Origin of the sequence: Spirosoma sp. SC4-14 (assembly GCF_037201965.1) — a bacterium.
Lineage (GTDB): Bacteria > Bacteroidota > Bacteroidia > Cytophagales > Spirosomataceae > Spirosoma.
Genome location: NZ_CP147518.1, coordinates 3929193 through 3951152, shown reverse-complemented (window position 1 = coordinate 3951152; position 21960 = coordinate 3929193). Strand labels below are relative to the sequence as shown.

The window sequence follows — 21960 nt, the reverse complement described above, 5'->3', positions numbered from 1 at the left end:
GTTGACGTTTCGGTAAAACAAATTTTAAATCGGCTCTGCCCGTAATAGCTACAGTCTGGTATCTTTTTCCGACACTTCGGTCTCGGATTACTGGCCGTTTAGGAGCGTTGGTGATATATTTACCGATGCATGGAAAACCTAAACGATCGGTGGCTGCGTCTGGCTGGCGTTCCGCTCATTGCCATTGTTTCGAATTTTATCTTCTACCAACCCGACAACGATGCCCGGCACATTAGTCGTTGGGTTGCGTTGGTAATGAGTTTGCTGGAGTGTGTACTGATCTGGGAAGTGGCACGGCTGGGCATTATCCGGGCGCGTCGGCATTTTCCCAAACTAAGTCAGACAACCCAGCGAATTCTGGAACAGATGGCCTGGTTTACGCTGACTACACTGGTTCAGCGGCTGGCCTTCATGTACTTCTACGACGTTACTACCTTTTGGGGATACCCCATGTCGGCGCGGGCATATTGGCTCAGTGTGCTGATTCCTTTTCTGTTTACGGTGCCATTGGCAACCATTTATGAAGCCCGCTATCTCTACCGGCAGTGGTGGACTACCTATTACGAAGCCGAACAGCTTAAAAAACAGGCGCTTCAAAGTCAGCTCGATTCGCTCAAAGCGCAAATCAATCCGCATTTTCTCTTTAATAGCCTAAGTACCCTGTCGTCGCTGGTGACCGAAAACCCAAAACAGGCCGAGCGATTTATTGAAGAACTGGCATTGGTGTACCGCTATGTGCTCCAGACCAACGAGCAGCCACTGACCTCCCTCGATAGTGAGCTTCAGTTCATTCGGGCCTATTTTCACCTGCTACAAATGCGGTTTGGGCGTAGTGTCGAACTCGATATTGCGGTCGATAGTCGTTATTATTCGTTTCTGATTGCCCCGCTAACGCTTCAGTTGCTGGTCGAAAATGCGGTTAAGCATAATGCAGCCCTGCCTAATCGACCTTTACTGATTCGGGTTTTTATCGAAACGAACCATCGACTTTGTGTATGGAATTCGGTTCGGAAAAAGCTGAATGTAGTTCCCTCGAACCGAACCGGGCTTGCCAATATTACCGCCAAATATCAGTTAATGGGGCAGCCAGCTGTTTTGATTGAGCAGACCGACGAATCTTTTCAGGTGATGATTCCGCTAATTCAGGAAACCCGCTATGACCATTCTCATCATTGAAGACGAAGAACTAACAGCCCGTAAGCTCCAGCGACTACTCCTCGATGTGGAACCAGCGGCCACCATTGTTGGAACAACGGTGAGCGTCGACGAGTCGGTCGACTGGCTTCGGACGAATCCGCAGCCCGATCTGATCTTTATGGATATTGAACTGGCCGATGGGCAGAGCTTCGATATTTTCGGGCGGGTATCGGTAAAAAGCCCCGTTATTTTTACAACGGCCTACGACGAATATGCCATCAAAGCCTTTCGGGTCAACAGTATCGATTATCTATTGAAACCCATCAAGGAAGAAGATCTGCGGCAGGCACTGGCGAAACTACAAGCCATGCGGCAGACGCTGGCAGGGCCCGGTCAGAAGGAAAGAGTCTTGCCCGACACCCTGCAACAATCGCTGCTGAGTTTACTTCAACAATGGCGCGAAGTCTCTCCCGTTGATTTACCTGCACCCGTGGCAACAATGCAATCGCCTTCGCCATTCTATCGCGACCGGTTCATGATCAAACAGGGGCAGCGCTTGTTTTCGGTTGGCATTGATGAAGTTGCCTATTTCGTGACCCGCAACAAAATGTCGTTCCTGAAAACGCGCGACAGTTCGGAATGGCTGCTCGACTATACGCTTGACGAACTGGCGCAAATGCTCGATCCACGGCGATTTTTTCGTCTGAACCGGCAGATTATCGCAGAGCTCGGGGCGGTCGATAAGGTGCATTTGTATTTCAATGGAAAACTTAAGGTAAATCTTCGGCCTGCTTTTGAGGAGGAAGTTATCGTTAGCCGCGAAAAAGCGGGCGAGTTTAAGCAATGGTTAGGTGAATGAAATTAACAGTTCAGTCTTAAATTCAGACTGTTCGGTGTTTGGGCAATTGGTGCGGGATGAGGTTATGGCCAGTTTTGTGTTGTTACGACAACGCTATACCTAATGAAAAAAACAGTTTATGCAGCTCTGCTGGGGGCATTTCTGAATGGCCCACTTGTGGCGCAAACGCTCTCGCCCGAACAACTACAAACCGATTTTGCCCGCTTGCGCACGGCACTCAACGAAGTGCATCCCGAGATGTATCGGTATACGCCGAAACCCGTTTTCGATTCGTTGTTCACGGCAACGGCGGCCCGCCTGAACCAACCAATGACGCAGCAGGAGTTTTATGTGACAATGGTGCCCCTGCTGGTTGCTCTGCACGATGGCCACATCAAATGGATTGTTTCGGGCCGCGACGAACATTACCCGTTTTCGACCGAAAAACTGTTTCCGCTGAAACTATATTTTCAGCACGATAAAGCCTGGGTACAGGGCAATTATGGCGGTGGAAAAGTACCCGAAGGGGCAGAAGTTCTAACCATCAACGGACAACCCATAGCGGCTATTATTCGAACGCTTTTGCCTAATATGACCTTTGCCGATGGCAACCGGACTGGGGGTAAATACGGCGATCTTAACCACTTTTTTTCAGGCTATTACGCCACCTTTATCGAAACGCCGGATGCTTTTGAGGTTGTGTATCGGGTTGGTAATGAAACGCAGAAGGCAACCCTAAAGCCAGTTTCAGAACAGGCCATCAAAACCTACGTCGACGGACATAAGCCAGCACTACAATCGCCGTTTCGGCTCACGTATGCCGATGCGCAGACGGCCGTGATGACCATCGACCGTTTCTGGGCCGAAAAAAAGGACCCCGATTACAAAATGTTTCTGAAAACATCGTTCCGGGAAATAAAGCAGAAGGGTATTCAACAACTGATTCTCGATCTGCGCAATAATGAAGGGGGCGAAGAGTCGTGGGGGGTATTGCTGGCCCGCTACCTGTCCGACAAGCCCTTCCGTTACTACGACCATATTAGTGTTCGGCAAAAAAAGAAATTTTCATTTCCTGCCTGGACCTCACCGCTTTATATGAAAATGCGCTGGCTGGTGGTTAAGAAACAGGGCGATGGGTATGTGTTTACCAAACATCGCGGACTAAAACTACAGAAGCCGGAAAAGGACGCCTTCAACGGAAAATTGTATGTGCTGATCAATGGAGGAAGTTTTTCGGTTACGTCCGAACTGGCCGCACACCTGCACGCGTATCGGAATGAGCGCGCCCGTGATGTGCTCTTTATTGGGCAGGAGACGGGCGGAGGCTATAAAGTGAACAGTAGTGGTATTTTTACCATCACACAGCTCCCAAATTCGAAAATCGATCTGGGCATCGGTATGTTTGGTTTTAACATGGCCAATGTGTCGGCCTATCCGTATACCGACCGTGGAATTATTCCTGATCATAGCCTTGAGCCTACGATTAATGACATCCTGCATCAACGAGACCCGGTCATGATCTACACACTGGGGTTGATTCGAACTCCCGGCAGTACGCTGGGCGACGCTAAATGACCGGGACAAAGGATCTGATTTTGTCAACCAGGGTTTTCAATTCGGTCTGCCCAACGGGCTTTGTCACGTAGTCGGAAATATTCAGCGTCTTGTATCGTTGTTTTTGCGCTTCCCAGTAATCTTCAACCATAATAATTATTGGGATTTCGATGAAAGAAGAACTCGTTTTAAACTGCTTCACCCATTCAAATTCTGTTCCCGATGGCGCAATTCCATTGAGAATGATCAATGAAGGAGGGGTTTCCTGCGTTTGTAAAGCCGATTCAAATTGAAGGAAGTTTTTAAACCATACTAAGTCAATACCGGTAGCCCAGGTATTGATACCCTGTGCTAGTATCAGAAAATCGTCCTGGTCTTCATCGAGTAATGCAACCCACCTGGTGTTAACGTTCATGGACTGGCAAGGATATATGGCATTTCTTCATATAAGTAATTTTCGGCCTAAATGTTTGCAGAAAGCTATTTTTTTGAAGAGAGACCGATGCGGCAGACCGTTCTGGGGTATGTGTGCAGCCGTGTTGGTTGTTAGCTGAACCTGCCGAGCAGTTGCCTGACTTCTTCATCGGTTGTTTGCGAGAAATCGTCGTACCACATACCCACTCCATAGAATGGCGAAGGCGTAGTTATACAAACAACCTGGTCGGCAATCTGCCGGAATTCGTCGCTGGCCTGTTGGTCTGCTACGGGAACCGCAACAATGAGCTGCTTCGGGTTCTGTTGCCTTAAGGCAGTGATGGCGGCCCGCATGCTGGCACCAGTTGCTAAGCCATCGTCGACGAGAATAATGGTTTTGTCGACGAGTTGATGGGGTGGTTTTTCATTTCGGTAAAGGCGCTCCCGGCGTTGCAGCTCCTGGCTTTCGCGCCTGACAACCTGGGCAAGTGTTTCGGCTGAAATGGCATACGATTGGATTATGTCGTTGTTCAATACCTGCACACCACCGGAGGCTATAGCACCCATCGCGAGTTCGGGCTGATGAGGAAGTCCTAATTTACGAACCAGAAAAACGTCGAGGGGAAGGTGGAGTTGCCGGGCAATTTCGTACGCGACGGGGACTCCACCTCTGGGTAAGGCCAGTATGAGCGTGTTAGCCTGCTTGGTATAAGGCTTCAGCAGTTCGGCCAAAAGCTGTCCCGCTTCGGTTCGATCTCGGAAACGCATTAGATACTTGATGTTTGTTGAAAATTAGTTCAGTACACCAAAGTCGGTAATGCCTTTCAGCAGGGGTTGCCATTGGGCCGGGGTCTTGTAATGACGAAAATTTTTGACCCGATGAAAGGTGAGGAAATTGGAATTATGCTGATTATCGGCTCCGCCCAGGCCATCCTCAAAGGCCGTTCGGGAAGCAATGACAATATCTTTACCATCGAATTGCCAGTCCAGATACTGAAACCCGTGTTTTTCGATATCGGGGTTAAACAATACAATACCCTGAATGGTCCAGTTTGTCAGATCGGGCGACGAAAGCAGCACCTGCGCATTGCGGGCGCGTTCGCGTCGGTACGATCGGTATTGGGGAAGGGCGTAGTTGGTAAAGGTATAATACCGGTTCGTTTTAGGATCGAAACGGATATTGAATTTTTTACACGCCCCCGGCAGCCGGATAAATGTTACCGTTGTTGAATCGGCCGTTTGGCCATCGTCGCTTACCCGATACATTGCCGCCTGGTCGTCTTCCAGGTTATTGACCCGAAGGATGTTCCAGATTTCGCCCTGGGGGTTCATGACCACATTCCCCTCCAGCCAGGCATTTCCGGGTTTCCAGGCAGTTTTGTTGTAAATCAGGCTTGGCGTAAATGTCCAGCTTTTGGAGTCGAGCAAATTGGCATCAACGGGGGCCGATGCCACAAAACTCTGAAAATTGCCCCAGCTCGTTACGGGAACGTTGCGCTCCATGCCTTTCCAGACCCGACCTTTGAAAACCTGAACCGGCACCGATGCGCAATGATAACCGTCGCCCGTATTTAGAATGCCTTCTTCTACCTGGCTCCAGCTATGACCACCATCCATAGAGCGCCGAATCGACATTCGTCCGTACTCTCTTGTTGTTCCCAATAAATATAAGGCTCCTTTGTTAATGAAGAGCGTGGCCCACCAGAGGCTATCGAGTTCGGCAATTTTTTGCCAGCTCTTTCCTTTATTGGCCGACTCAAATACATGCGTATGCTGGGGCGTTGGGCCTTTGCCGAAAATATCGTGCGAGGCAATGTATTTTCCATTGGGTAAAATAACGATGCTCGGTGAGCCGATGTAGTTACGGGTCGATTTGGGTAGATGGTCGATCACGACACCCGGCACATTGACAAAACCCTGCCCGATGCAGGGCATCATTGGCCAGCTAAGCAACAGGCCAATGCCCATAAACAGTCTGAAGGCGATAGCTGGCAGGACACAGGAGCGATTTTTCATAACGCGTATTGTTCTGGCTGATTCAGTAAGGGACGTACTTTAGATACAGATTTTTTGCTCAACATGGCTATCCCTTGCCCGATAAAGTCTGCGGCAACTGTTCCATACTGTCAGTAAATGGAGCTGCTGCCGGTTTGCCAACTACGCTGAATTAGTGAAACTGCCTGATGGGCGATTATCGATTATTGTTTGGCGAAGTAGTATAGATTAACCGATGAACTGGCCATGCTTTTCTGACTGAGTGTATAATACCCCCGGTTGGCCTGATCGAAGCAGATAGTTTCGCCTTTGGGCTCACTGGCTAAAGGTGCCATCCGAAAAACCGTATGTCGAAGTAGGTCGTCAAGGGTTTGATGGCCAGAGCGCTTCCAGTAAAAGGCCTGGGTGTAGTTGCGAACGACAACTTCCTGCCCATCAGTTGAAATGCTGGCTCCTGTAACATCCATGCCTATGGGAAGTTCGCCAAAGGCTTCGGCTACCGTAATGGTGTTGATGTCCTGTGGATAAGGAAGGCGATACAGTTTGACATTCGGATTTCGGTTTACAATAATAAAGATATCCTTCGTTTCGGGGTCAACAAGCATCGCTTTGGCCGTTTGGGCGCCATCGGGATAGGTGAAGTTAATCCGTTCGATTTGCGTTATTGAGGAGTTGACGGAGGCTGGTTCTGGCAGCCGATAAATCTGATAATAGTCGTTGGAGTAGGTCGAGTCGCCAATGTCGCCAATATAGAGATAAGTTGTTCCGGATTCGGGGCCGGGGCCAATGGCCAGATCTTCCCAGTCGCGATTCGGAAAACGGGGAATGGTTAGTTCTCCTTTTATCAGGCCGTTGTGGCCCAGCATGGTAAGTTTATTAGATGTCCCTTCTCCCTGAATAAGCCAGAAATTATTAGTCTGGCTACGGGAGTCAGCCATGCCCGTTACATAGTTGATTCGGTTTGTCTGTATTTGGGTAGTGTCGGGGATCGACGAAAACAGGGTTTTATCCGTATCAGGAATAGTAAGTTTACAGGATGCTGTAATCAGCAAACACAGAATAAGAGGAAATGCGCGCATAACGTTGACGTGAGTACTCCAGAATGGTCTGGAAAGCTCACAATAGGAAACAATTTACCAGCCAAAGTAAAAAGAAAACAAAAACAATACCATCAATGTGGAAACGGAACAATAGCGGATTCCGTATCAGAAAGACTAAAATGTGCAATTGACGGATAGTAAACCAGTAAACGTATAGTACGGTTATAGGAAAAATAGCATTAGATTTGTTATGTCTTTTATGCGTATAATTTTAGTTTTGCCAGTGCTCCCCTATCTTGTTTAACTGTATGTAGCGTAGCCGATTTTAATAAATAGGTATCAAATGACCGCAAAATTTTATGAGTTGGTGGGTCGTTTTTCAGCTTTATAACTGGATTGCAATACGTACTGAAACGCCTGACTATTTCCGGCTTACGGACCAGGCTTTTTTTGCGCAATCGATGAGCTATCAGCAAATGTCGCTGACTCATCCTGATACGCTGTTATTAGATGCCGCTTTGTTTCAGGCCACAAACGAAGCGCGTCGACAGGCAGGTTTGCCCGTTTTGCTGTATGACTTTTCGTTATACCGATCGGCAAGTTTGCATGCCGAGTCAATGATCGACAAACAGTTTTATGGCCATGAGAATTTCTATAGCCTGGCCGACCGAACCGCTTTTAACCGCATTCAGAAACAAACCCGGCGGTTCAACTGGACGGCCGAGAATATAGGCCAGTATCAGACAATTGATACGCCAGAGTGGTTCGGCGTCCGCCGGAACAAGCGAACGGGGCAGTATGAATACCTAAACAGCCAGACAAAGGAGTTATATCAGCCTTACACCTACGCGGCCTTTGCCCGATATGCTGTGCAACAGTGGCTGCATTCTCCGCATCACCGGGCCAACTTACTGAACCCAATGTTTACGCATGTGGGTTGCGCAGCCCGCCTGTCGCTGAATCCCTTTCTGGAACAACATGCCCCCTACAGTCGATTAGTGCAGAATTTTGCTGGAAATGCCACGCCCATTCAAGCCTCGAAATAATGTGCTGATGAATTTAGAATCCGATCTGCCCAAATGGGACTTCTGATACTTATCGTTCCAGACGCTGACGGAGAGCAATCATTACGTCCTGAAGAGTAGCATCAACATCCGAAAGCCACAGTTCCGCAAAGGGAGTATTGCTAAACTGCCCCTGGTTAAGCGGAATCCATTGCGTTTTATCGTAAACCTCAAGGTTCGTTACCCAGATTTTACTACTATCGGGCTGATTCACTACTGCCAGTTGAAAATTGATGGGAGGATAAATAATGCGTTCGCCCCGTCTATCATAAAAGCGTCGGCCTGCAATATTGCCAGAATAAATTAAGTCCGGTTTTTCCGGTGTGTGTAGAGCGGGGTGCAGATCCAGCAGCGTATAATGAGTAGCAATCCATTGTTGCGTTCGGGCATTGGCTTCTGCCGGAGATATGCTGAACCGATTGAACGTTTTAGTATACGAGACCTGCCCTTGTCTGATAGGTAAAATCGTTAATGATGCGTTGCTGACAGGAGTCGTTTTAGGGGTACAGCCAGCCAGACAAAGCAGAAACGCGAAAAGTTTTTTCATGTGACTAAACTTAATAGTAGTGTGTAGACGAGTTGAGTTTGAATTAGCCACATTACAGCGCAAAAAAGCCGCTCCAGAATATAGAACGGCTTTTTTGCGTATTAAACGGGTTAATTGAGTATGTACAATATAGCTAAACGTAGCTGATTGATGGGTACTTTTTTCAGGACTTTATTTTACGGATCAGTTAAAAGTGTATAATTGAACCGAGCGATGTTTTACTTGTATAAAAGTAAGGGTGTTAGCTGGCCGAATACAGTCGCAAACCAATAATACCAATACCAATCAATGTCAGAAAAAACAGCTCTGTAAATGACCAGTTTGTTTTAAACACAAAAACATCAACGGCTTTGATAAGAATCAGGGCCATGGCTGTCCAGACTGCGAAAGCAGTTGGCGTCGGAATTTGTTTGATAGCCTGCGAGAAAAAATAAATATTGGCTACGCCAAATACGATATACCCAACAAAAGGAAGCAGAATGGGTAAACCAACCGTTGGTAGGTAAAACGTGCTCCACCGCAGTCCTTTCAGGGCGTCGAAAGTCATGTACTTCAAAGAATAGGTCCAGGCGGTTTCGAAGGAGGCTGCCAGAAACAAAAAAAACCAGGCTTGCACAATCAGTCGATGTTTTCGGGTTGGAGATGAGTTGGCGTGGGTTGACGGTTGAATCGTTTCTTCAGAAAACGGAGCAGATTTGGCCGGAGCATGTAGTAACGATAAAACCATTTGTACTTCAGCAACTTCCGTTCCTCAAAACGCCTGACCGAAAATGCGTGCTGGAGAAAGTAGTCTTTTGGGTAATCATAGTAAAGTCCCCAGTTTTCGGGTTTGTTACCCGGCGCATGACCCGGATCGTAGACAGTGCCAAACAAATAATCAAAAAAGGAGAATTTGGTGCCGAAATTAGCATGGAAAACCTCCTGATAGTTGGCATGATGCCACAAATGCAGGTTAGGCGTGTTAAAGAGATACTTTAATGGACCCAGGTTGACGCGAATATTGGCATGAATAAACATGCCGAACATGGCATCGAGCAATGCCTTGATCGGGATAACGGCCGGGTCGGCTCCTAATAGGATAATTGGAGCAAATTCGATGGTCTGGTTAATGATAATTTCGAGTACATGCGACCGTGAACCCGCCAGAAAATCAACTTCCTTGTTCGAGTGATGGGCTTCGTGGGTTCGCCAGAACCACTTGTTGGCATGCTGGAAGCGATGAAACAGGTAGATGTACAGATCGTGGGTGAACAGAAAAAACAACACCTGAACCCACACCGGCCAATGGCGAACGAACTGCCAGTCGGACCAGTCGAACTGGGTTTGCAGCGGAGCAATGATGTAATCGAAAATCAGGATTTTAAGGAAGTAACTCTGGATGATGGTATACCAGACCAGATCGACCCAGAATCCCTCCCGGAACAGGGAAAGCCCTTTGCGGTAAGGGGCTACCCGTTCCCAGATCAGGATGATAACGATCCAGACCACCAGAATTATGGTGGTGGTTCGTAGTAATTCTGCCTGCGGCATAAGTCAAAAACTACGTTTGATGATGGATACGGCGTTATTGGTGTCGCCAAAGTATGTCTCGAACCGTATCGTTGAGTAATGGTTTAACCAGATGCAAATTAAACGGAATAGGCGGAGTTAATATTGACCCGCAGCCGTTTCATGGGGCCTAGTTCAGAATCATATACTTTCTTGACGCCGTCGCCCAGGGCCGTTTCAACATCCCGAATATCACGCACCAGGCGCTGCAAACCCTGTGGTTCAACCGATGCGGCATGGTCGGAACCCCACATGGCCCGGTCGAGGGTGAAATGGCGTTCGACAAAGGTGGCGCCGAGTGTAACAGCCGCAACAGTTGTAGCCAGACCTGTTTCGTGTCCCGAATAGCCAATTGGAATGTTCGGGTAAGCCGCCTGTAACGTTGGGACCATGCGCAGATTCAATTCTTCGGGTTTGCAGGGATAGGCCGACGTTGAATGCGCCACCAGCAAGGGATAATCAGCATCGAATTTTTCGACCAGAGTAATAGCTTCGTCAATTTCCGTCATGGTCGACATACCAGTTGATAGCATCAAGGGACGACCCGTGTGGAGGATTTTTTCGATCAGAGCCAAATCCGTTAAGGATGCCGACGCCAGTTTGTAGAGGCAAGGTTCGAAATCTTCCAGAAAATCGACGGATTCAACATCCCAGGCCGAAGCAAACCAGTCGATGCCACGTTCCCGGCAATATTGATCGATGGCTGTGTATTCAAGAACGCCAAATTCCGTTTTGCGTTTGTAGTCGATGTAGCTCATACGGCCCCAGGGCGTATCGCGCATGATGTTCCACTGATCGCGGGGAACGCAGATTTCGGGTGTCCGTTTCTGGAATTTAACGGCATCTGCCTTGGCAGCTACGGCCTCGTCGATGAGTTGTTTGGCCAGATCGAGCGAACCGTTGTGGTTGATGCCAATTTCGGCAATGATATAACTGGGTTGATCTGCCCCAATTGTCCGACCTGTGTTAAGCGTGATGGTTTTCATTGATTTGATTGGTTGAAGCAAGTTGAACGGAAACAATATGTTTTGAGTCGATAATAAATTCGGCTAGTTCGCGGAAGCATCCTTCGCCCCCTTTGGCATCGCAGCAGTAGTCGACAATGGCCTTATTCTGACGGGTAGCATCGGCAGGGCAGGCCGAAAAGCCAACAGCTTTCTGAATTTCCAGATCGTTCACATCGTCGCCAATAAAGGCTACTTCCGATGCGTCCAATTCTAAACGTTCCAGAATCTCGGCCAGCAACGCCAGTTTGTCTTTTATGCCGAGATGCAATTCTGTAATTTTTAGTTTGGCCGCACGAGCTACCACTGATGGGGATGTTTCGCCGGTAACGATACCTGTTTCGACACCCACCAGCTTGCGGAGCCGTTCGGCGCCCATGCCATCGCGGATGTTGAATTTTTTAAGTACCTCGCCGTTTTCGCCGTAATAAACTCCTGCATCGGTCAATACGCCATCGCAGTCGGTGAGCAACAGCTTAATACGCGCTGCTTTTTCAATAAGTTCTTGGTTCATTTTATCGTGTTTTAAAAGCCCCCTAACCCCCAAAGGGGGCAGCGCTGCCGCTCAGTTGCTGTCGCACCCAAATAAGCAGCTAAAAGCTGCAAAAAATGAAGCGGCAGCGCTGCCCCCTTTGGGGGTTAGGGGGCTTTACATCGCCGTCCAGCCGCCATCGACAACCAGGTTTGCTCCCGACATATAGGCAGAAGCATCGCTGGCCAGGAAAACAACAGCACCCTGGTAATCGTCGGGTTGGGCCATGCGTCCGAGTACGGTTTTGGCTGAATAATTTTTTATGAAAAACTCGTTCTGATTGTTTTCGACCCCACCGGGCGACAATGTGTTTACCCGAACGCCTTTGGTCCCCCAATACGCAGCCAGAAATCGGGTAAAGTTGACGACTGCACCTTTGGTGGCCGGGTAAGCAGCAGTTTTATAAAACGTTTGCTCACCCGCTTCGTTTCGGTATATGCTCTGATCGGGCCCAACCAGTCCGTAGGTGGAGGCTACATTGATTATGCTACCTTTACCTTGTTGAGCCATGACGGTACCAAACACCTGCGAGCAGAGAAATACACCGGTTACGTTCACCTCCAGCGAGGCCCGAAACTGAGCCACCGGAAAGTTTTCGAAAGCGGTCAGTTCCAGCGCCATGGCCGGGTTTTCGACCGCTTCGTTCAGGGCTGCATTATTTACCAGCACATCGATTCGGCCGTATTGATCAAGAATCAGATCACGAGCCTGTATAACGCTGGCTTCGCTGGTCACATCAAGACCAATACCCAGATGGTTGTCTCCAAGCTCAGCCGCAAACGTTTGAGCGGCCTCTTTAGCCAGATCGGCTACAACCACACTCGCACCAGCTTCCGCCAGCGCCAGACAGTGATTCCGTCCCAGCAACCCCAGCGCTCCCGTTACGATGGCAACCCGACCCGAAAGAGAAAATTTGTCAAGCATAGTTCTGTGGGAGTGTTTTATGGTTTACGGTCTATCGTTTACGCTTTTCGGTTGCGCTGCCTCAATGAGACGTATGCTAATTGGCGGAGAAACGATAAACGATAAATCGTAAACCATAAACCGAGTACCGAAAGAGTTTACACCGTCGCTTTAGGTTTGATGTTATAGTTGCTCGTTTTGCGGAAGACGGCTTCCAGCACGTCGCCGTGCAGATAGGATTTTACGTCTCCGCTCTCAATGGCTTCTTTGATGATAGGCAACACATCGCGGTAGGCCGAGAGCGCATACGCAATATCATCGTCGGAATGGCTGAAGCACATGTTATGAAAACCGGCCCACAGCACCCCACGCTTGATCATTTCCTGTTGCATGAGCGTTTTCAGTTCCAGCCCATTTCCGGCTTCGGGCGAGAAGGTGACCATCGAACGGCAGTTATAGCCAATGCATTTGGTCAGATGGGACATCCCCAGCTCGGTCGCTAACTGATTATAACCGTCTTTTAGTAAGCCACCTTTCTCGTTCAGGTAAGCCGGTACGTTTTGTTTACGGAGTTCGTGGATGGTGGCAATGCAGGCTGCCAGCGAAAGGGCTTCGCCACCAAATGTGGTATAACTAAACACTTCGCTGTTGAAGAGTTCCATCACATCGGCCCGGCCGGTCAGCAGTGCAATCGGCATTCCGTTGGCGCAGGCTTTGGAATAAACCGCCAGGTCGGGCTTGACATTGAAGTATTCCTGAGCTCCGCCCAGTGCAATTCGGAAGCCGGTCCACATTTCGTCGAAGATGAGGAGTGTGCCGTTCTGGCGACATACGTCGGCCAGCTCTTCCAAAAAACCGGGTTTGGGCGCTTCGAAAATGAACGGTTCCAGAATCAGCGCGGCCACGGTATCGTCCAGTGCCGCTTTAATGCTGTCGATGTCGTTATACTCGAACGTATAAGTCATATCCTGAATGGCATCGGGAATCCCCGCGTTCCGGCTCGTAACAGCAATGTACCAGTCGTGCCAGCCATGATAGCCGCAGCAAAACACTTTATCGCGCCCTGTGAAGGCCCGCGCCACCCGAATAGCTGCCGAGCATACATCGGCACCGGTTTTGCTGATTTTTACCGCTTCGGCATTCGGAATCACCTCCTGAATTAGTTCGGATAGTTCAACTTCGAGGGGCGACATCAGCGAAAACGTAATGCCTTTTTCCAATTGTTTCCGAATGGCTTCATCCACGGCCGGATAGCAGTAGCCCAGCGAAATGGGACCAATGGCCGCGTTGAAATCGAGGTATTCGTTGCCATCGACATCCCAAACGTGAGCCCCTTTACCCCGATCGAGGTACTTTGGCGCAACGCCTTTGATGAACTGCCCCGGTCCTTTGGCCAGCGTTTGGGTAATGGGTTTCTGAACGGCCAGCGCCCGCTCATAATACTGATCCGACACCGTGATGTCGGGATACTGTTCGTTAAATCGGATAGTGTTCATAAATGAATGGAGAGTGTAGAGTGAAAAGTGAAGAGTAGGTATTACTGCCTGAGTCATGTTTACCTAGTTTTCATGCTTAACTTTTCACTCTTAACTAGAAAGATCAGTCTGCCAGGTTTTCAATCATTTCGGTTTGGATGGTGTGGGCCATTTGGGCACCCGTGAAGCCTTCGTGTTCGAGCACTTCGTTCAACCGACCGGGTTTATACCATTTTCCTTTGAGGGCAATGGGGTGTACGTTTGCGGTTTTGCGGTATTTGAGCAGCGTTTCAGCCACAATGCTGTAGAGGCCACCCGTCAGAAAATGGTCCTCTATGGTAACAACCAGATCGGAACTGAGGCAAACATCCAGGATAGTATGTTCGTCTATTGGCTTGAGGCTCCGCATGTTCACCAGCCCGACCGAATAGCCTGCATGACGGAGAATGTCGGCGGCTATCAGCGCTTGTTCGAACAGCATACCATACACAAGCAGCGTAATGTCTGAACCCATCGATACAACCTCGGCACAGCCAATTTCGAAGGGTTGTTTATGCTGATAGGTAGCCGGGCGGGTTGTAATGCGCACGTAGGAGGGAGCGGGCGATGCCCAGATGGTGGGGAGCATCTGAAGCAGGTCCTGTTCATCGGCCGGACAGAATACCTGCATATGGGGAATGCCCCGCATCAGCGCCACATCCTCGATAGCCTGATGGGTTGGACCATTGCCATCCGACAGAAATCCGGGTACAAAACTGCTTAGTTTAACGGGCAAATTGCCGATGCCCACATCAGTACGGATAAATTCAAAAGCCCGCATCGACAGAAAAGCCGCCAGGGCATGAACAACAGGCGTTCGTCCGCGCAGTGCCAGACCGGCTGCCGCTCCAATCATGCATTGTTCCGTAATGCCGGTATCAATGAACCGATTCCCCAGATTTTGGGGCATATTGCGCACCAGCGCCCTATTCTCGGCGGTCATAACAACCACCCGATCATCGGCCAGTGCTGTTTGGGTAAGTAAGTCTTCGTAGGTCATTGTATTCTGTATTCTGTTTACGGTTGCTCCGCATCAAAGCAAGCTACAAGGCAGAGAAACCATAAACCGTAAACTATCTCACTACCAGGGTTTCCGATTCAATAGTAGCCTTATGTTGGCCATGTAATTCGCCGATTAGAGCGTCGACTTCGTCGTGCGTAAAGTTGCAGAACCACCGATCGGCGCGGGCTTCAATGCTTGGCAAACCCTTACCCCGGCGCGTGTCGGCAATCAGGACATTAAGCTTGCCCGATTCAAACGGAAATTCCGAAAGTGCATTTTCTAACGCTGTAAAGTTGTGGCCGTCGACTCGTTTGACGGCCGCGCCGAACGCTGCAAACTTATCGGCAAGTGGTTCCAGCGGTATCAGTTCTTCGGTTGGCATATTGGCCTGGAAAAAATTACGGTCGACCACAAACAGCAGGTTGTCGAGTTTGTAGGCATTAGCGACCAGAACGGCTTCCCATACCGAACCCTCATTCAATTCGCCATCACCCAGAATACAGACAACCTTATTGGGCGATCCCCCTATCTTGCAGTCGAGCGCTACACCCAGTGCCACCGAGGGAAGATGACCTAATGAACCCGAATGAAACTCAATTCCAGGAATTTTAACGTTGGGATGCCAGTAGACCGAGTCGTTGGTCGATAAATGGTTGGCAAGCCGTTCGGCAGGCATCCAGCCCAATTCGACAAAGGTGCCATAGAGGGCCGGAACATCGTGCCCTTTCGACAGGAACAAATAATCACGGTTTGGATCGTTCAGCGTCGACTGATCGATCTTCAGAAATTGTTTGTAGAGGTAAACGACCAGATCGGTCGCCGAAAGTGAGGCTCCCGTAAAGCATCCGCCATCGGTCGACATACGGATGATGTGCTCCCGTACCCGTAAGGCTGTTGCTTCCAGATCTTGTAAGGTGTTACTATTCATGCATTAGCTAAGTTAAAAGCCCCCTTGGGGGGGAGGGGGCTTTTTGTTTGTTCGGCTGAAACAGTTTTCAGTTCATTCAGATGATTGCGGTACCAGTTTACACCCGCCAGGTCGGCATTGATTTCATAGATATTAGGGTTTTGTTCCAGTAAATTCAGAATGTCTTCGCAGGAGAAATTGGGTTTGGCAGGATAGAGGGCTTCGTAAATGCGACGAATAAATTCGTAATCGTCGGCATAGTCGATGGTGAAGCGGTGACTCATGGAGTAATCGAGGCCGGTTGGCCAGACAACATTGCCGATCCGAAAGGATTCGGGAGCGGTGTCCCAGATATAGGGTGTGGTGTGTTCGCGTTCGAGCGGTTTGGTGGCTTCGCTCCAGGTGCGCTGCAGACAGGCACGGGTCATAATTTCGACATCGTTGCCATCGGGCCAGGTGGCCGGGTGCAGGTTGCTGACAAAGTCGTATTGACCGGGGTTTTTCAGAAAAACGTCAAACACCTGATCAACAACACGCGGGTCAATTAGCGGACAGTCCGACGGGATTTTAACGGCCACATCGGCATTCCAGTGTATGGCAATCTGATAGTGCCGGTCCAGACAATCGGTCAGGCTACCCCGATAAACCGGAATCTGTTCGGACTCGCAAAATTGTTCGATCACATCATCAGACGGGTCGGTCGATGTGGCAACGACGGTGGTAAAAGGGGTTTGGCACTGGTTCAGCCGTTCGAGCATTCGGGCCAGTAACGGTTTGCCCAGGAGGGGCTTGAGTACCTTTCCTGGAAACCGGCTCGACGACATTCGGGCCTGAACGATGACTACTATTGTTGGGTGATTCATGGAATCAAATCAATCGGAACGTAAACACCTGCTCTGGTTTAATTGCGCTAGTTACAGCGAAAGTCGTTCATGGTCATAGCGCATCGACTCGTATCGATACGATTTAACAAATTCTTTACCTGAACTGTTAACCCCTAGGAAGTCCCGGCAGATGCGGGCGATGTTGGCTGCCGATGTGCCTCCGTTCTGTACCGGTGTTAGCCGTTGGAGCTGGTCAATATCGAAATACGACGAAACAGGTTTCCCCAGGGCCATGCCTACATAGACTACCGTTGAGTACTGTGTAATGAGTTCGGCGCAGTTGGCAATCATTTCGTTGGTATTACCCTGCTGAAAAATCAGGGTATTGGGCGGAGCCACTTGCCTGATTTCCGCTTCGGCCCGTTCCCTTACTTCATTAGGGTGCAGTTTGAACAGAAGTTGACGCCCGTTTGCTTTCTCGACCGCCTGTCGGATAAATGCCAGCCGGTCTTCGCTCCGGAACGTTTCCCGAATGTCGGAGGTAGCTACCATCACATAGTCGCGATGCGGAAACTCATTATTCCGAAACTTTTTAACGTTGTCGAAATTGGGAATGCCCGTTACGAAAATCTTGCTGGCATCGGTCCCCATGTTTGTGAAAAACGTCTTGTACCCTTCAGATGCGGCACAATAGATATCGCAGAGGTTCGACGCTCCATTGAGGGAGGTGCCTACGCTGAAGTAGCGGGGCAGTCTGAGTGCTTTCACGGCTTTAGTAAGCCAGGTTACCTCATCAACCATGCCTTCCTGAACCCAGATACTTTTGGTTGCCCGAACGGCACTGGGAACAATCAGGTCAGAACATACCACAATAAGATCGTACTGATTTTTTTTAGCCTGATAATCGATATTCAGGTTATGAGCGCGTAAGTACGCTTCGGCATCGGAGCGGAATTTGCCGGCCAGAATGGTATGGTCGAGCCAACCCTGCCGAATGCCCCAGTTAATCAGCTTTGAATCGGCATAAAATTGAGTGAACCAGCACTCGTAGTCATGGGCAAGTTGCGCCGAAATCTGGTGCATCTGCGAGGTTTGGTTAACCGATCCGACGATGAACAGTATTTTTTTCTTCACGAGAATAGGTCACTAAAAATCAAACTTCATTCGAAACCGAATTCCATATCCCTGCGGGGCATTGGGGTGCTCCAGATAGGTCAGCCGTTTGATAAGGTCGACGCGCAGGATTTTGAAGATATTGGCAATGCCAATGCTCGCTTCCATATAGGGTCGGGAATCCAGACCAAACGACACGGGTTTGCCTGACTCATCGGTTGGCAGGCGTAGCAGACCATCGGCCTGACCTGGCGCACTCGTTTCGGCACCAGGTTGATTCTCGGGGCGTAAACCACCCCAGAGACCTTTAAAGGTAACCACTTCGCGTAGTTTTAGCTTCTTAATCAGCGGAATCTTATTAAACACAAAACCATTGAAGTAGTGATCGGCGAAAACGGCACCATAATGGTCGCTGACAAATTCCAGAAAATTCATCATGTTATAAGACTCGGGCTGGTAGGCATATGTTTGGTTAGCCCGGTGAATGGTGAGCAACGGGAACGGTACCCGACCAAATGTTTGCCCTGCTTCGAGTGTTACATCCGTATAACCAATGGGCGATACGTAGAAGCGTTTGTTGGCATAGGCCATCAGCCGCTGAAATGTATACTGACCACCCAGCAACCCTTTTATGCCAGCCGTATAGCGTACCTGAATAATGGGGTATTTGTTAACAATGGGTACCCGGTAATTTTTGCCCTGATAGAACTGTTCGTGTGGCGCATACCGGAGTCCGGCTGTTAGTTCGGTACTGGTTACGTTCGTTATGGGCATCAGGCTACCATCGGGCGAAAACTGCTCGAACGTAAGCGCACCCGCCGGGGTCTGCTGAATATGCCTGGCATTTAAGTTGATAGCCAGACCGCTTTTCGACTCATTGAGGTAGTCGATGTTGAAAACCTGATTGTAGGTTCGGCGGTTATTGGGGCCGCGCTTGAACGACAGCAAAAAGTTGTCTTCCTGCACAAACTGAAGTTCCTGCCCCGGAATTTTCAGCTCGTTCTGTACGCTGACCTGTATGTGTTTGATGGGATAGGTGTAGGTATTATGGTCGGTGAGTGAGAACGTAGCCGAAGCAAAATATTTGAATCGCTTGTCGCGGAAGCCGTAAGCACCGTAAGTTTCGAACGCCATCCGGTCGCTGAACGAGGTGGTTGTTCGGCCACCGGCCCGCAACCGCAGCCCTTCGACCGGGTTGAAGCTATAGAACGTATTAACCGGGCCTAGTTCAAACGGACCGAATGGCTTGTAGCCTTCCAGCAGAAACATGGCCGTGTTCATAAATTTCTGAAAGACGGGCACTTTCTTCACACTGTCGACCATCGTATAAATGCCCTGCTCTTTACTGGAAAGGGGCTGGTGTCGTGCTTCGGCCCAATAGGTATCGCTACGCGTTTGAGCATCCCGGTTTATATCGGTCGAAAGCCCACTAAATCGCTTCAGGTCGATAGGCTGGTTCAGAATATAATCCCGATACGACACACTGCGCTGGCCAAATAGCCCCATGCCGTTCTCTTTCTTAAGCAGATTAAATTCAATGGCCAGCTCGTCTTTGGTTAGCATCAGCCCCTGATCCTGCACAAAATCATATTCCTGTGCCAGCCGCATATCAGTCACGAAATTGACATTGATGTCTTTCGAGAAGCCCATCACCACTTTCCGAATCGCATAACTCGAATCGAGCGCAATGCTCATCGTGCCCTGAAACAACAGATCGGTTTTGTTTCGGGGCGAAAACCCCAGGTTGACGCACCGAACGCCCTTGATGTCGGTCGAGTCGATGATAACAAATTTGTAGAACTGCGGAGCCAGTGGAGCCGTAGGGCCCAGAAATTGATTCGACAGCAGCATGATGTTGTTATCATAAACATTCACATCCTGATAGAGCGTTTCCAGATACACCTTGATGCCGTTATTATCGACATAATTGCCGAGTCCGGTCATCTTTTCGGCGTCTACAACTTCCTTTTTTCGCTCTGGATTGCGGCTATACAGCACATTAGAAACCGACTCTTTCAGGTAGATCGGCAGGTTCACTTTACCCGTCACCTGCGAGGTGTCGAGATAATTGAAGACGAAATCGAATTTTTTGAGTGAGCGCCGGTTTCGGAATTTTTCGGAAATGTTACTCAGGTCAAATTCGATCTTTTCGTATTTGTTGTACTGGTAAAAGGAGAACGCTTCTTTTCGGTTCTGAGCTTTGTGCGCAATTACTTTTTCGATCAGCGCAACGGCCGGATTACCTTTGTTCCGATAGCGTTCTTTCTTACCTTTCACGGTCACTTCAGACAGATTTTTTTGCTGAGGCTGCAAGCGAAAATTCAAAACGATTACCTTCTTCGACCCGTCGATGGTGATGGTTTTTGAATCGGGCGCGTAGCCAACAAATGACGCTTTTAGGGTAACTGTTCCCGGCGAAAGTTCAAGGGCATAAGCACCGTTCAGGTCCGACTGGGTGCCGGTAGTGGTGCCGGTAATAACGACATTTGAAAACTCAACAGCTTCGTTGGTACGGGCGTTGAGAACTTTACCTCTGACAACGACTTTTTGAGCAATAGCCTGATAGCCAGTTAGTAGGCACAACAGGAGAGGGGCCAGCCAGAATAGGTTGGTACGCCATCGAATGGGATAATCAATACCCCGGTCAGACGAATCCGAGTAGTTATCGTCCATAATCAGAATAGGCAATGAATGGTAGATGACCAACGAGATAAACTAAGTAAACTCAGTTGACTATACACATACAGCGTAACTTGAAAAAAAGTTTTCGCTTACCTGCTCTGGACTTTAAATTCTTGTTTAAAATAAACGTTTACTTTATTTTGTCCAAATGATTATGCCTGAAATATAATTCATAGTTCGGCTATAGGCTATGAGAATTACACGGACGGATGATAACGCTTATCGGATAATACGATCCAGATCAATGCGCAGGGATAGCTGGCTGGTGCCTGCTGTGGGAACCGACGAAAAACGCCCATAGGTGAGCTGAAAACCGCGCGCCTGAATGGATGCGCCAAAGGAAATGCCAGCACCACCGCCCCCGGTGGTGAGCTTGCCTTCCTGACGTTTGAGGTGATTGTAGCCCGCCAGAATATGCACATTTCGGCTAATCAGCAGCTCGACTCCAACGCTCAGATGTCGGGCAATTTTTTCGGTAACACTGGTTGTCTGCGGGATCAGATTTCCATTCAGATCATACCGGACGTTCAGGGTTGGGTCGTTGTAGGTAATGTCGAATTGCTGTAGATGATGGGCCGTTAACGTCAGTCGAACAGGGGCGTGTTTAGGTTTTAGCGTTACGCCCGCCTGAAGATCGAATGGCAGGCTGGCCTCAGAAGGGCCGTAGTTCTTAAGTAGGTAGCCAACGTTTTTTGCTACCAGACCGAAGCTTAATTCCTGTTTCGGGTGTCGCCATACGCCCCCCAGATCGGCCAGAATCCCAAATGCCGAATAGGTTTCGATGCTCGAACCAACGGCTTTCAGCGTTGCCCCGAGAGTGAAATTTCCTTCTGTACGGGCATGGGTGAGACTAACAGCGTAGTCGTTGGCCGAAAAAGTGCCCAGCGAGTTCCCGGCCGGATCGGTCAGCGTAAACTGTCCGTAGCTCAGGTATTGCATACCGGCAGCCCAGTGCGCCTTTCGGCCGGCCTGTCCCGCGCCAAAAGGCAATCCATAGTGCAGGGTATAATATTTGGCCGCAGCCAGATACGGCATCAGGCTTAACGAAAGCTGGTTGTCGCGGATGGAATCGGCCAGCGCCGGATTGTTAAGATGGTAGGAGCCGTCGGGCTGGGTGGCCGATGCTACCTGACCGCCCAGGGCTGCCACACGTGCGTGGGTAGGCAGATCGAGAAATGAAAAAACACGCTGACCGCCGAGCGGCTGAGCCATTGTCAGAAACGGCCAGAACCAAACCGTGATGAAGAAAAAGAGTCGGTTTTTCAAGCAGTAATCATTCGCGTTTTGCTGCAAAGAAACGCGAAATTTCAGCCCGACAAAAATTCGATTATAAGCCCGATA

General features: G+C 49.3%; 21 protein-coding genes. 4 read left to right on the top strand and 17 right to left on the bottom strand.

Annotated elements, in window-relative coordinates:
- Positions 1-129 precede the first annotated feature (129 nt).
- From WBJ53_RS16200 to WBJ53_RS16190, 3 genes are all read left to right on the top strand, one after another.
- On the top strand, positions 130-1176 hold the full coding sequence (locus tag WBJ53_RS16200; RefSeq protein ID WP_338867944.1) for a histidine kinase: 1047 nt from the start codon (positions 130-132) through the stop codon (positions 1174-1176).
- Positions 1157-1996, top strand: coding sequence for a LytTR family DNA-binding domain-containing protein (locus tag WBJ53_RS16195; RefSeq protein WP_338867943.1), 840 nt, complete (start codon positions 1157-1159; stop codon positions 1994-1996). Before WBJ53_RS16200 ends, WBJ53_RS16195 begins: the two co-directional genes overlap by 20 nt.
- Positions 1997-2098: 102 nt before the next feature.
- Entirely contained in the window at positions 2099-3550 is a 1452-nt protein-coding gene (locus WBJ53_RS16190) for a S41 family peptidase (protein ID WP_338867941.1), read from the top strand.
- Here the strand turns inward: WBJ53_RS16190 and WBJ53_RS16185 are convergent.
- From WBJ53_RS16185 to WBJ53_RS16170, 4 genes are all read right to left on the bottom strand, one after another.
- Positions 3543-3944, bottom strand: a complete 402-nt coding sequence (locus WBJ53_RS16185) for a hypothetical protein (RefSeq protein WP_338867939.1) — start codon at positions 3942-3944, stop codon at positions 3543-3545. The two genes, WBJ53_RS16190 and WBJ53_RS16185, sit on opposite strands and share 8 nt — an antisense overlap.
- A gap of 131 nt (positions 3945-4075) precedes the next feature.
- Positions 4076-4711: a phosphoribosyltransferase gene (locus WBJ53_RS16180; RefSeq protein ID WP_338867937.1), complete on the bottom strand. Its 636-nt coding sequence runs from the start codon at positions 4709-4711 to the stop codon at positions 4076-4078.
- Between the two features lie 24 nt (positions 4712-4735).
- Complete coding sequence (locus WBJ53_RS16175; protein ID WP_338867935.1) at positions 4736-5959, bottom strand: sialidase family protein; 1224 nt, start codon at positions 5957-5959, stop codon at positions 4736-4738.
- Positions 5960-6141: 182 nt separating this feature from the next.
- A complete protein-coding gene (locus WBJ53_RS16170; protein ID WP_338867933.1) occupies positions 6142-7017 on the bottom strand; it encodes a PE-PGRS family protein in 876 nt (291 codons plus the stop codon).
- A 320-nt stretch (positions 7018-7337) separates the two neighbouring features.
- Here WBJ53_RS16170 and WBJ53_RS16165 point away from each other — a divergent pair, with 320 nt between their 5' ends.
- Positions 7338-8024 carry a CAP domain-containing protein gene (locus WBJ53_RS16165; protein WP_338867931.1) on the top strand — a complete coding sequence of 229 codons (687 nt, stop codon included), beginning with the start codon at positions 7338-7340 and terminating at the stop codon, positions 8022-8024.
- A gap of 49 nt (positions 8025-8073) precedes the next feature.
- Here the strand turns inward: WBJ53_RS16165 and WBJ53_RS16160 are convergent, their stop codons facing one another.
- The 13 genes from WBJ53_RS16160 to porQ form a co-directional block, all read right to left on the bottom strand.
- Complete coding sequence (locus tag WBJ53_RS16160) at positions 8074-8589, bottom strand: hypothetical protein (protein ID WP_338867929.1); 516 nt, start codon at positions 8587-8589, stop codon at positions 8074-8076.
- A 241-nt stretch (positions 8590-8830) separates the two neighbouring features.
- Positions 8831-9205, bottom strand: coding sequence for an SMR family transporter (locus WBJ53_RS16155; protein ID WP_338867927.1), 375 nt, complete (start codon positions 9203-9205; stop codon positions 8831-8833).
- Between the two features lie 2 nt (positions 9206-9207).
- Positions 9208-10119 carry a sterol desaturase family protein gene (locus WBJ53_RS16150; RefSeq protein WP_338867925.1) on the bottom strand — a complete coding sequence of 304 codons (912 nt, stop codon included), beginning with the start codon at positions 10117-10119 and terminating at the stop codon, positions 9208-9210.
- Between the two features lie 98 nt (positions 10120-10217).
- Complete coding sequence (locus WBJ53_RS16145; RefSeq protein WP_338867923.1) at positions 10218-11123, bottom strand: N-acetylneuraminate synthase family protein; 906 nt, start codon at positions 11121-11123, stop codon at positions 10218-10220.
- Positions 11104-11655: an HAD family hydrolase gene (locus WBJ53_RS16140; RefSeq protein ID WP_338867921.1), complete on the bottom strand. Its 552-nt coding sequence runs from the start codon at positions 11653-11655 to the stop codon at positions 11104-11106. The genes WBJ53_RS16145 and WBJ53_RS16140 overlap by 20 nt, the downstream gene beginning before the upstream one ends.
- 135 nt (positions 11656-11790) lie before the next feature.
- Positions 11791-12597, bottom strand: a complete 807-nt coding sequence (locus WBJ53_RS16135) for an SDR family oxidoreductase (RefSeq protein ID WP_338867919.1) — start codon at positions 12595-12597, stop codon at positions 11791-11793.
- A gap of 137 nt (positions 12598-12734) precedes the next feature.
- Positions 12735-14072: an aminotransferase class III-fold pyridoxal phosphate-dependent enzyme gene (locus WBJ53_RS16130; protein WP_338867917.1), complete on the bottom strand. Its 1338-nt coding sequence runs from the start codon at positions 14070-14072 to the stop codon at positions 12735-12737.
- A 103-nt stretch (positions 14073-14175) separates the two neighbouring features.
- A complete protein-coding gene (locus WBJ53_RS16125; RefSeq protein WP_338867915.1) occupies positions 14176-15090 on the bottom strand; it encodes a transketolase C-terminal domain-containing protein in 915 nt (304 codons plus the stop codon).
- 73 nt (positions 15091-15163) lie between these two features.
- Positions 15164-16021 (bottom strand): 1-deoxy-D-xylulose-5-phosphate synthase N-terminal domain-containing protein, encoded by an 858-nt coding sequence (locus WBJ53_RS16120; RefSeq protein WP_338867913.1) that lies wholly within the window; start codon positions 16019-16021, stop codon positions 15164-15166.
- Entirely contained in the window at positions 16018-16863 is an 846-nt protein-coding gene (locus WBJ53_RS16115) for a glycosyltransferase family protein (protein ID WP_338867911.1), read from the bottom strand. The genes WBJ53_RS16120 and WBJ53_RS16115 overlap by 4 nt, the downstream gene beginning before the upstream one ends.
- A 51-nt stretch (positions 16864-16914) precedes the next feature.
- On the bottom strand, positions 16915-17958 hold the full coding sequence (locus tag WBJ53_RS16110; RefSeq protein WP_338867909.1) for a hypothetical protein: 1044 nt from the start codon (positions 17956-17958) through the stop codon (positions 16915-16917).
- Between the two features lie 12 nt (positions 17959-17970).
- Entirely contained in the window at positions 17971-20610 is a 2640-nt protein-coding gene (locus tag WBJ53_RS16105) for a DUF5686 family protein (RefSeq protein ID WP_338867908.1), read from the bottom strand.
- A gap of 228 nt (positions 20611-20838) precedes the next feature.
- Positions 20839-21885, bottom strand: coding sequence for a type IX secretion system protein PorQ (gene porQ, locus WBJ53_RS16100; RefSeq protein WP_338867906.1), 1047 nt, complete (start codon positions 21883-21885; stop codon positions 20839-20841).
- Between the last annotated feature and the right edge of the window lie 75 nt (positions 21886-21960).

Bases quoted from the DNA above. Each gene is read 5' to 3' on its own strand.
- WBJ53_RS16130 (WP_338867917.1), bottom strand. From the start codon at position 14,072: ATGAACACTATCCGATTTAACGAACAGTATCCCGACATCACGGTGTCG.
- WBJ53_RS16145 (WP_338867923.1), bottom strand. From the start codon at position 11,123: ATGAAAACCATCACGCTTAACACAGGTCGGACAATTGGGGCAGATCAA.
- WBJ53_RS16170 (WP_338867933.1), bottom strand. From the start codon at position 7,017: ATGCGCGCATTTCCTCTTATTCTGTGTTTGCTGATTACAGCATCCTGT.
- WBJ53_RS16190 (WP_338867941.1), top strand. From the start codon at position 2,099: ATGAAAAAAACAGTTTATGCAGCTCTGCTGGGGGCATTTCTGAATGGC.
- WBJ53_RS16165 (WP_338867931.1), top strand. From the start codon at position 7,338: ATGAGTTGGTGGGTCGTTTTTCAGCTTTATAACTGGATTGCAATACGT.
- WBJ53_RS16200 (WP_338867944.1), top strand. From the start codon at position 130: ATGGAAAACCTAAACGATCGGTGGCTGCGTCTGGCTGGCGTTCCGCTC.
- WBJ53_RS16175 (WP_338867935.1), bottom strand. From the start codon at position 5,959: ATGAAAAATCGCTCCTGTGTCCTGCCAGCTATCGCCTTCAGACTGTTT.
- WBJ53_RS16120 (WP_338867913.1), bottom strand. From the start codon at position 16,021: ATGAATAGTAACACCTTACAAGATCTGGAAGCAACAGCCTTACGGGTA.
- WBJ53_RS16160 (WP_338867929.1), bottom strand. From the start codon at position 8,589: ATGAAAAAACTTTTCGCGTTTCTGCTTTGTCTGGCTGGCTGTACCCCT.
- WBJ53_RS16105 (WP_338867908.1), bottom strand. From the start codon at position 20,610: ATGGACGATAACTACTCGGATTCGTCTGACCGGGGTATTGATTATCCC.
- WBJ53_RS16115 (WP_338867911.1), bottom strand. From the start codon at position 16,863: ATGAATCACCCAACAATAGTAGTCATCGTTCAGGCCCGAATGTCGTCG.
- WBJ53_RS16185 (WP_338867939.1), bottom strand. From the start codon at position 3,944: ATGAACGTTAACACCAGGTGGGTTGCATTACTCGATGAAGACCAGGAC.
- WBJ53_RS16195 (WP_338867943.1), top strand. From the start codon at position 1,157: ATGACCATTCTCATCATTGAAGACGAAGAACTAACAGCCCGTAAGCTC.
- WBJ53_RS16125 (WP_338867915.1), bottom strand. From the start codon at position 15,090: ATGACCTACGAAGACTTACTTACCCAAACAGCACTGGCCGATGATCGG.
- WBJ53_RS16140 (WP_338867921.1), bottom strand. From the start codon at position 11,655: ATGAACCAAGAACTTATTGAAAAAGCAGCGCGTATTAAGCTGTTGCTC.
- WBJ53_RS16180 (WP_338867937.1), bottom strand. From the start codon at position 4,711: ATGCGTTTCCGAGATCGAACCGAAGCGGGACAGCTTTTGGCCGAACTG.
- WBJ53_RS16135 (WP_338867919.1), bottom strand. From the start codon at position 12,597: ATGCTTGACAAATTTTCTCTTTCGGGTCGGGTTGCCATCGTAACGGGA.
- WBJ53_RS16150 (WP_338867925.1), bottom strand. From the start codon at position 10,119: ATGCCGCAGGCAGAATTACTACGAACCACCACCATAATTCTGGTGGTC.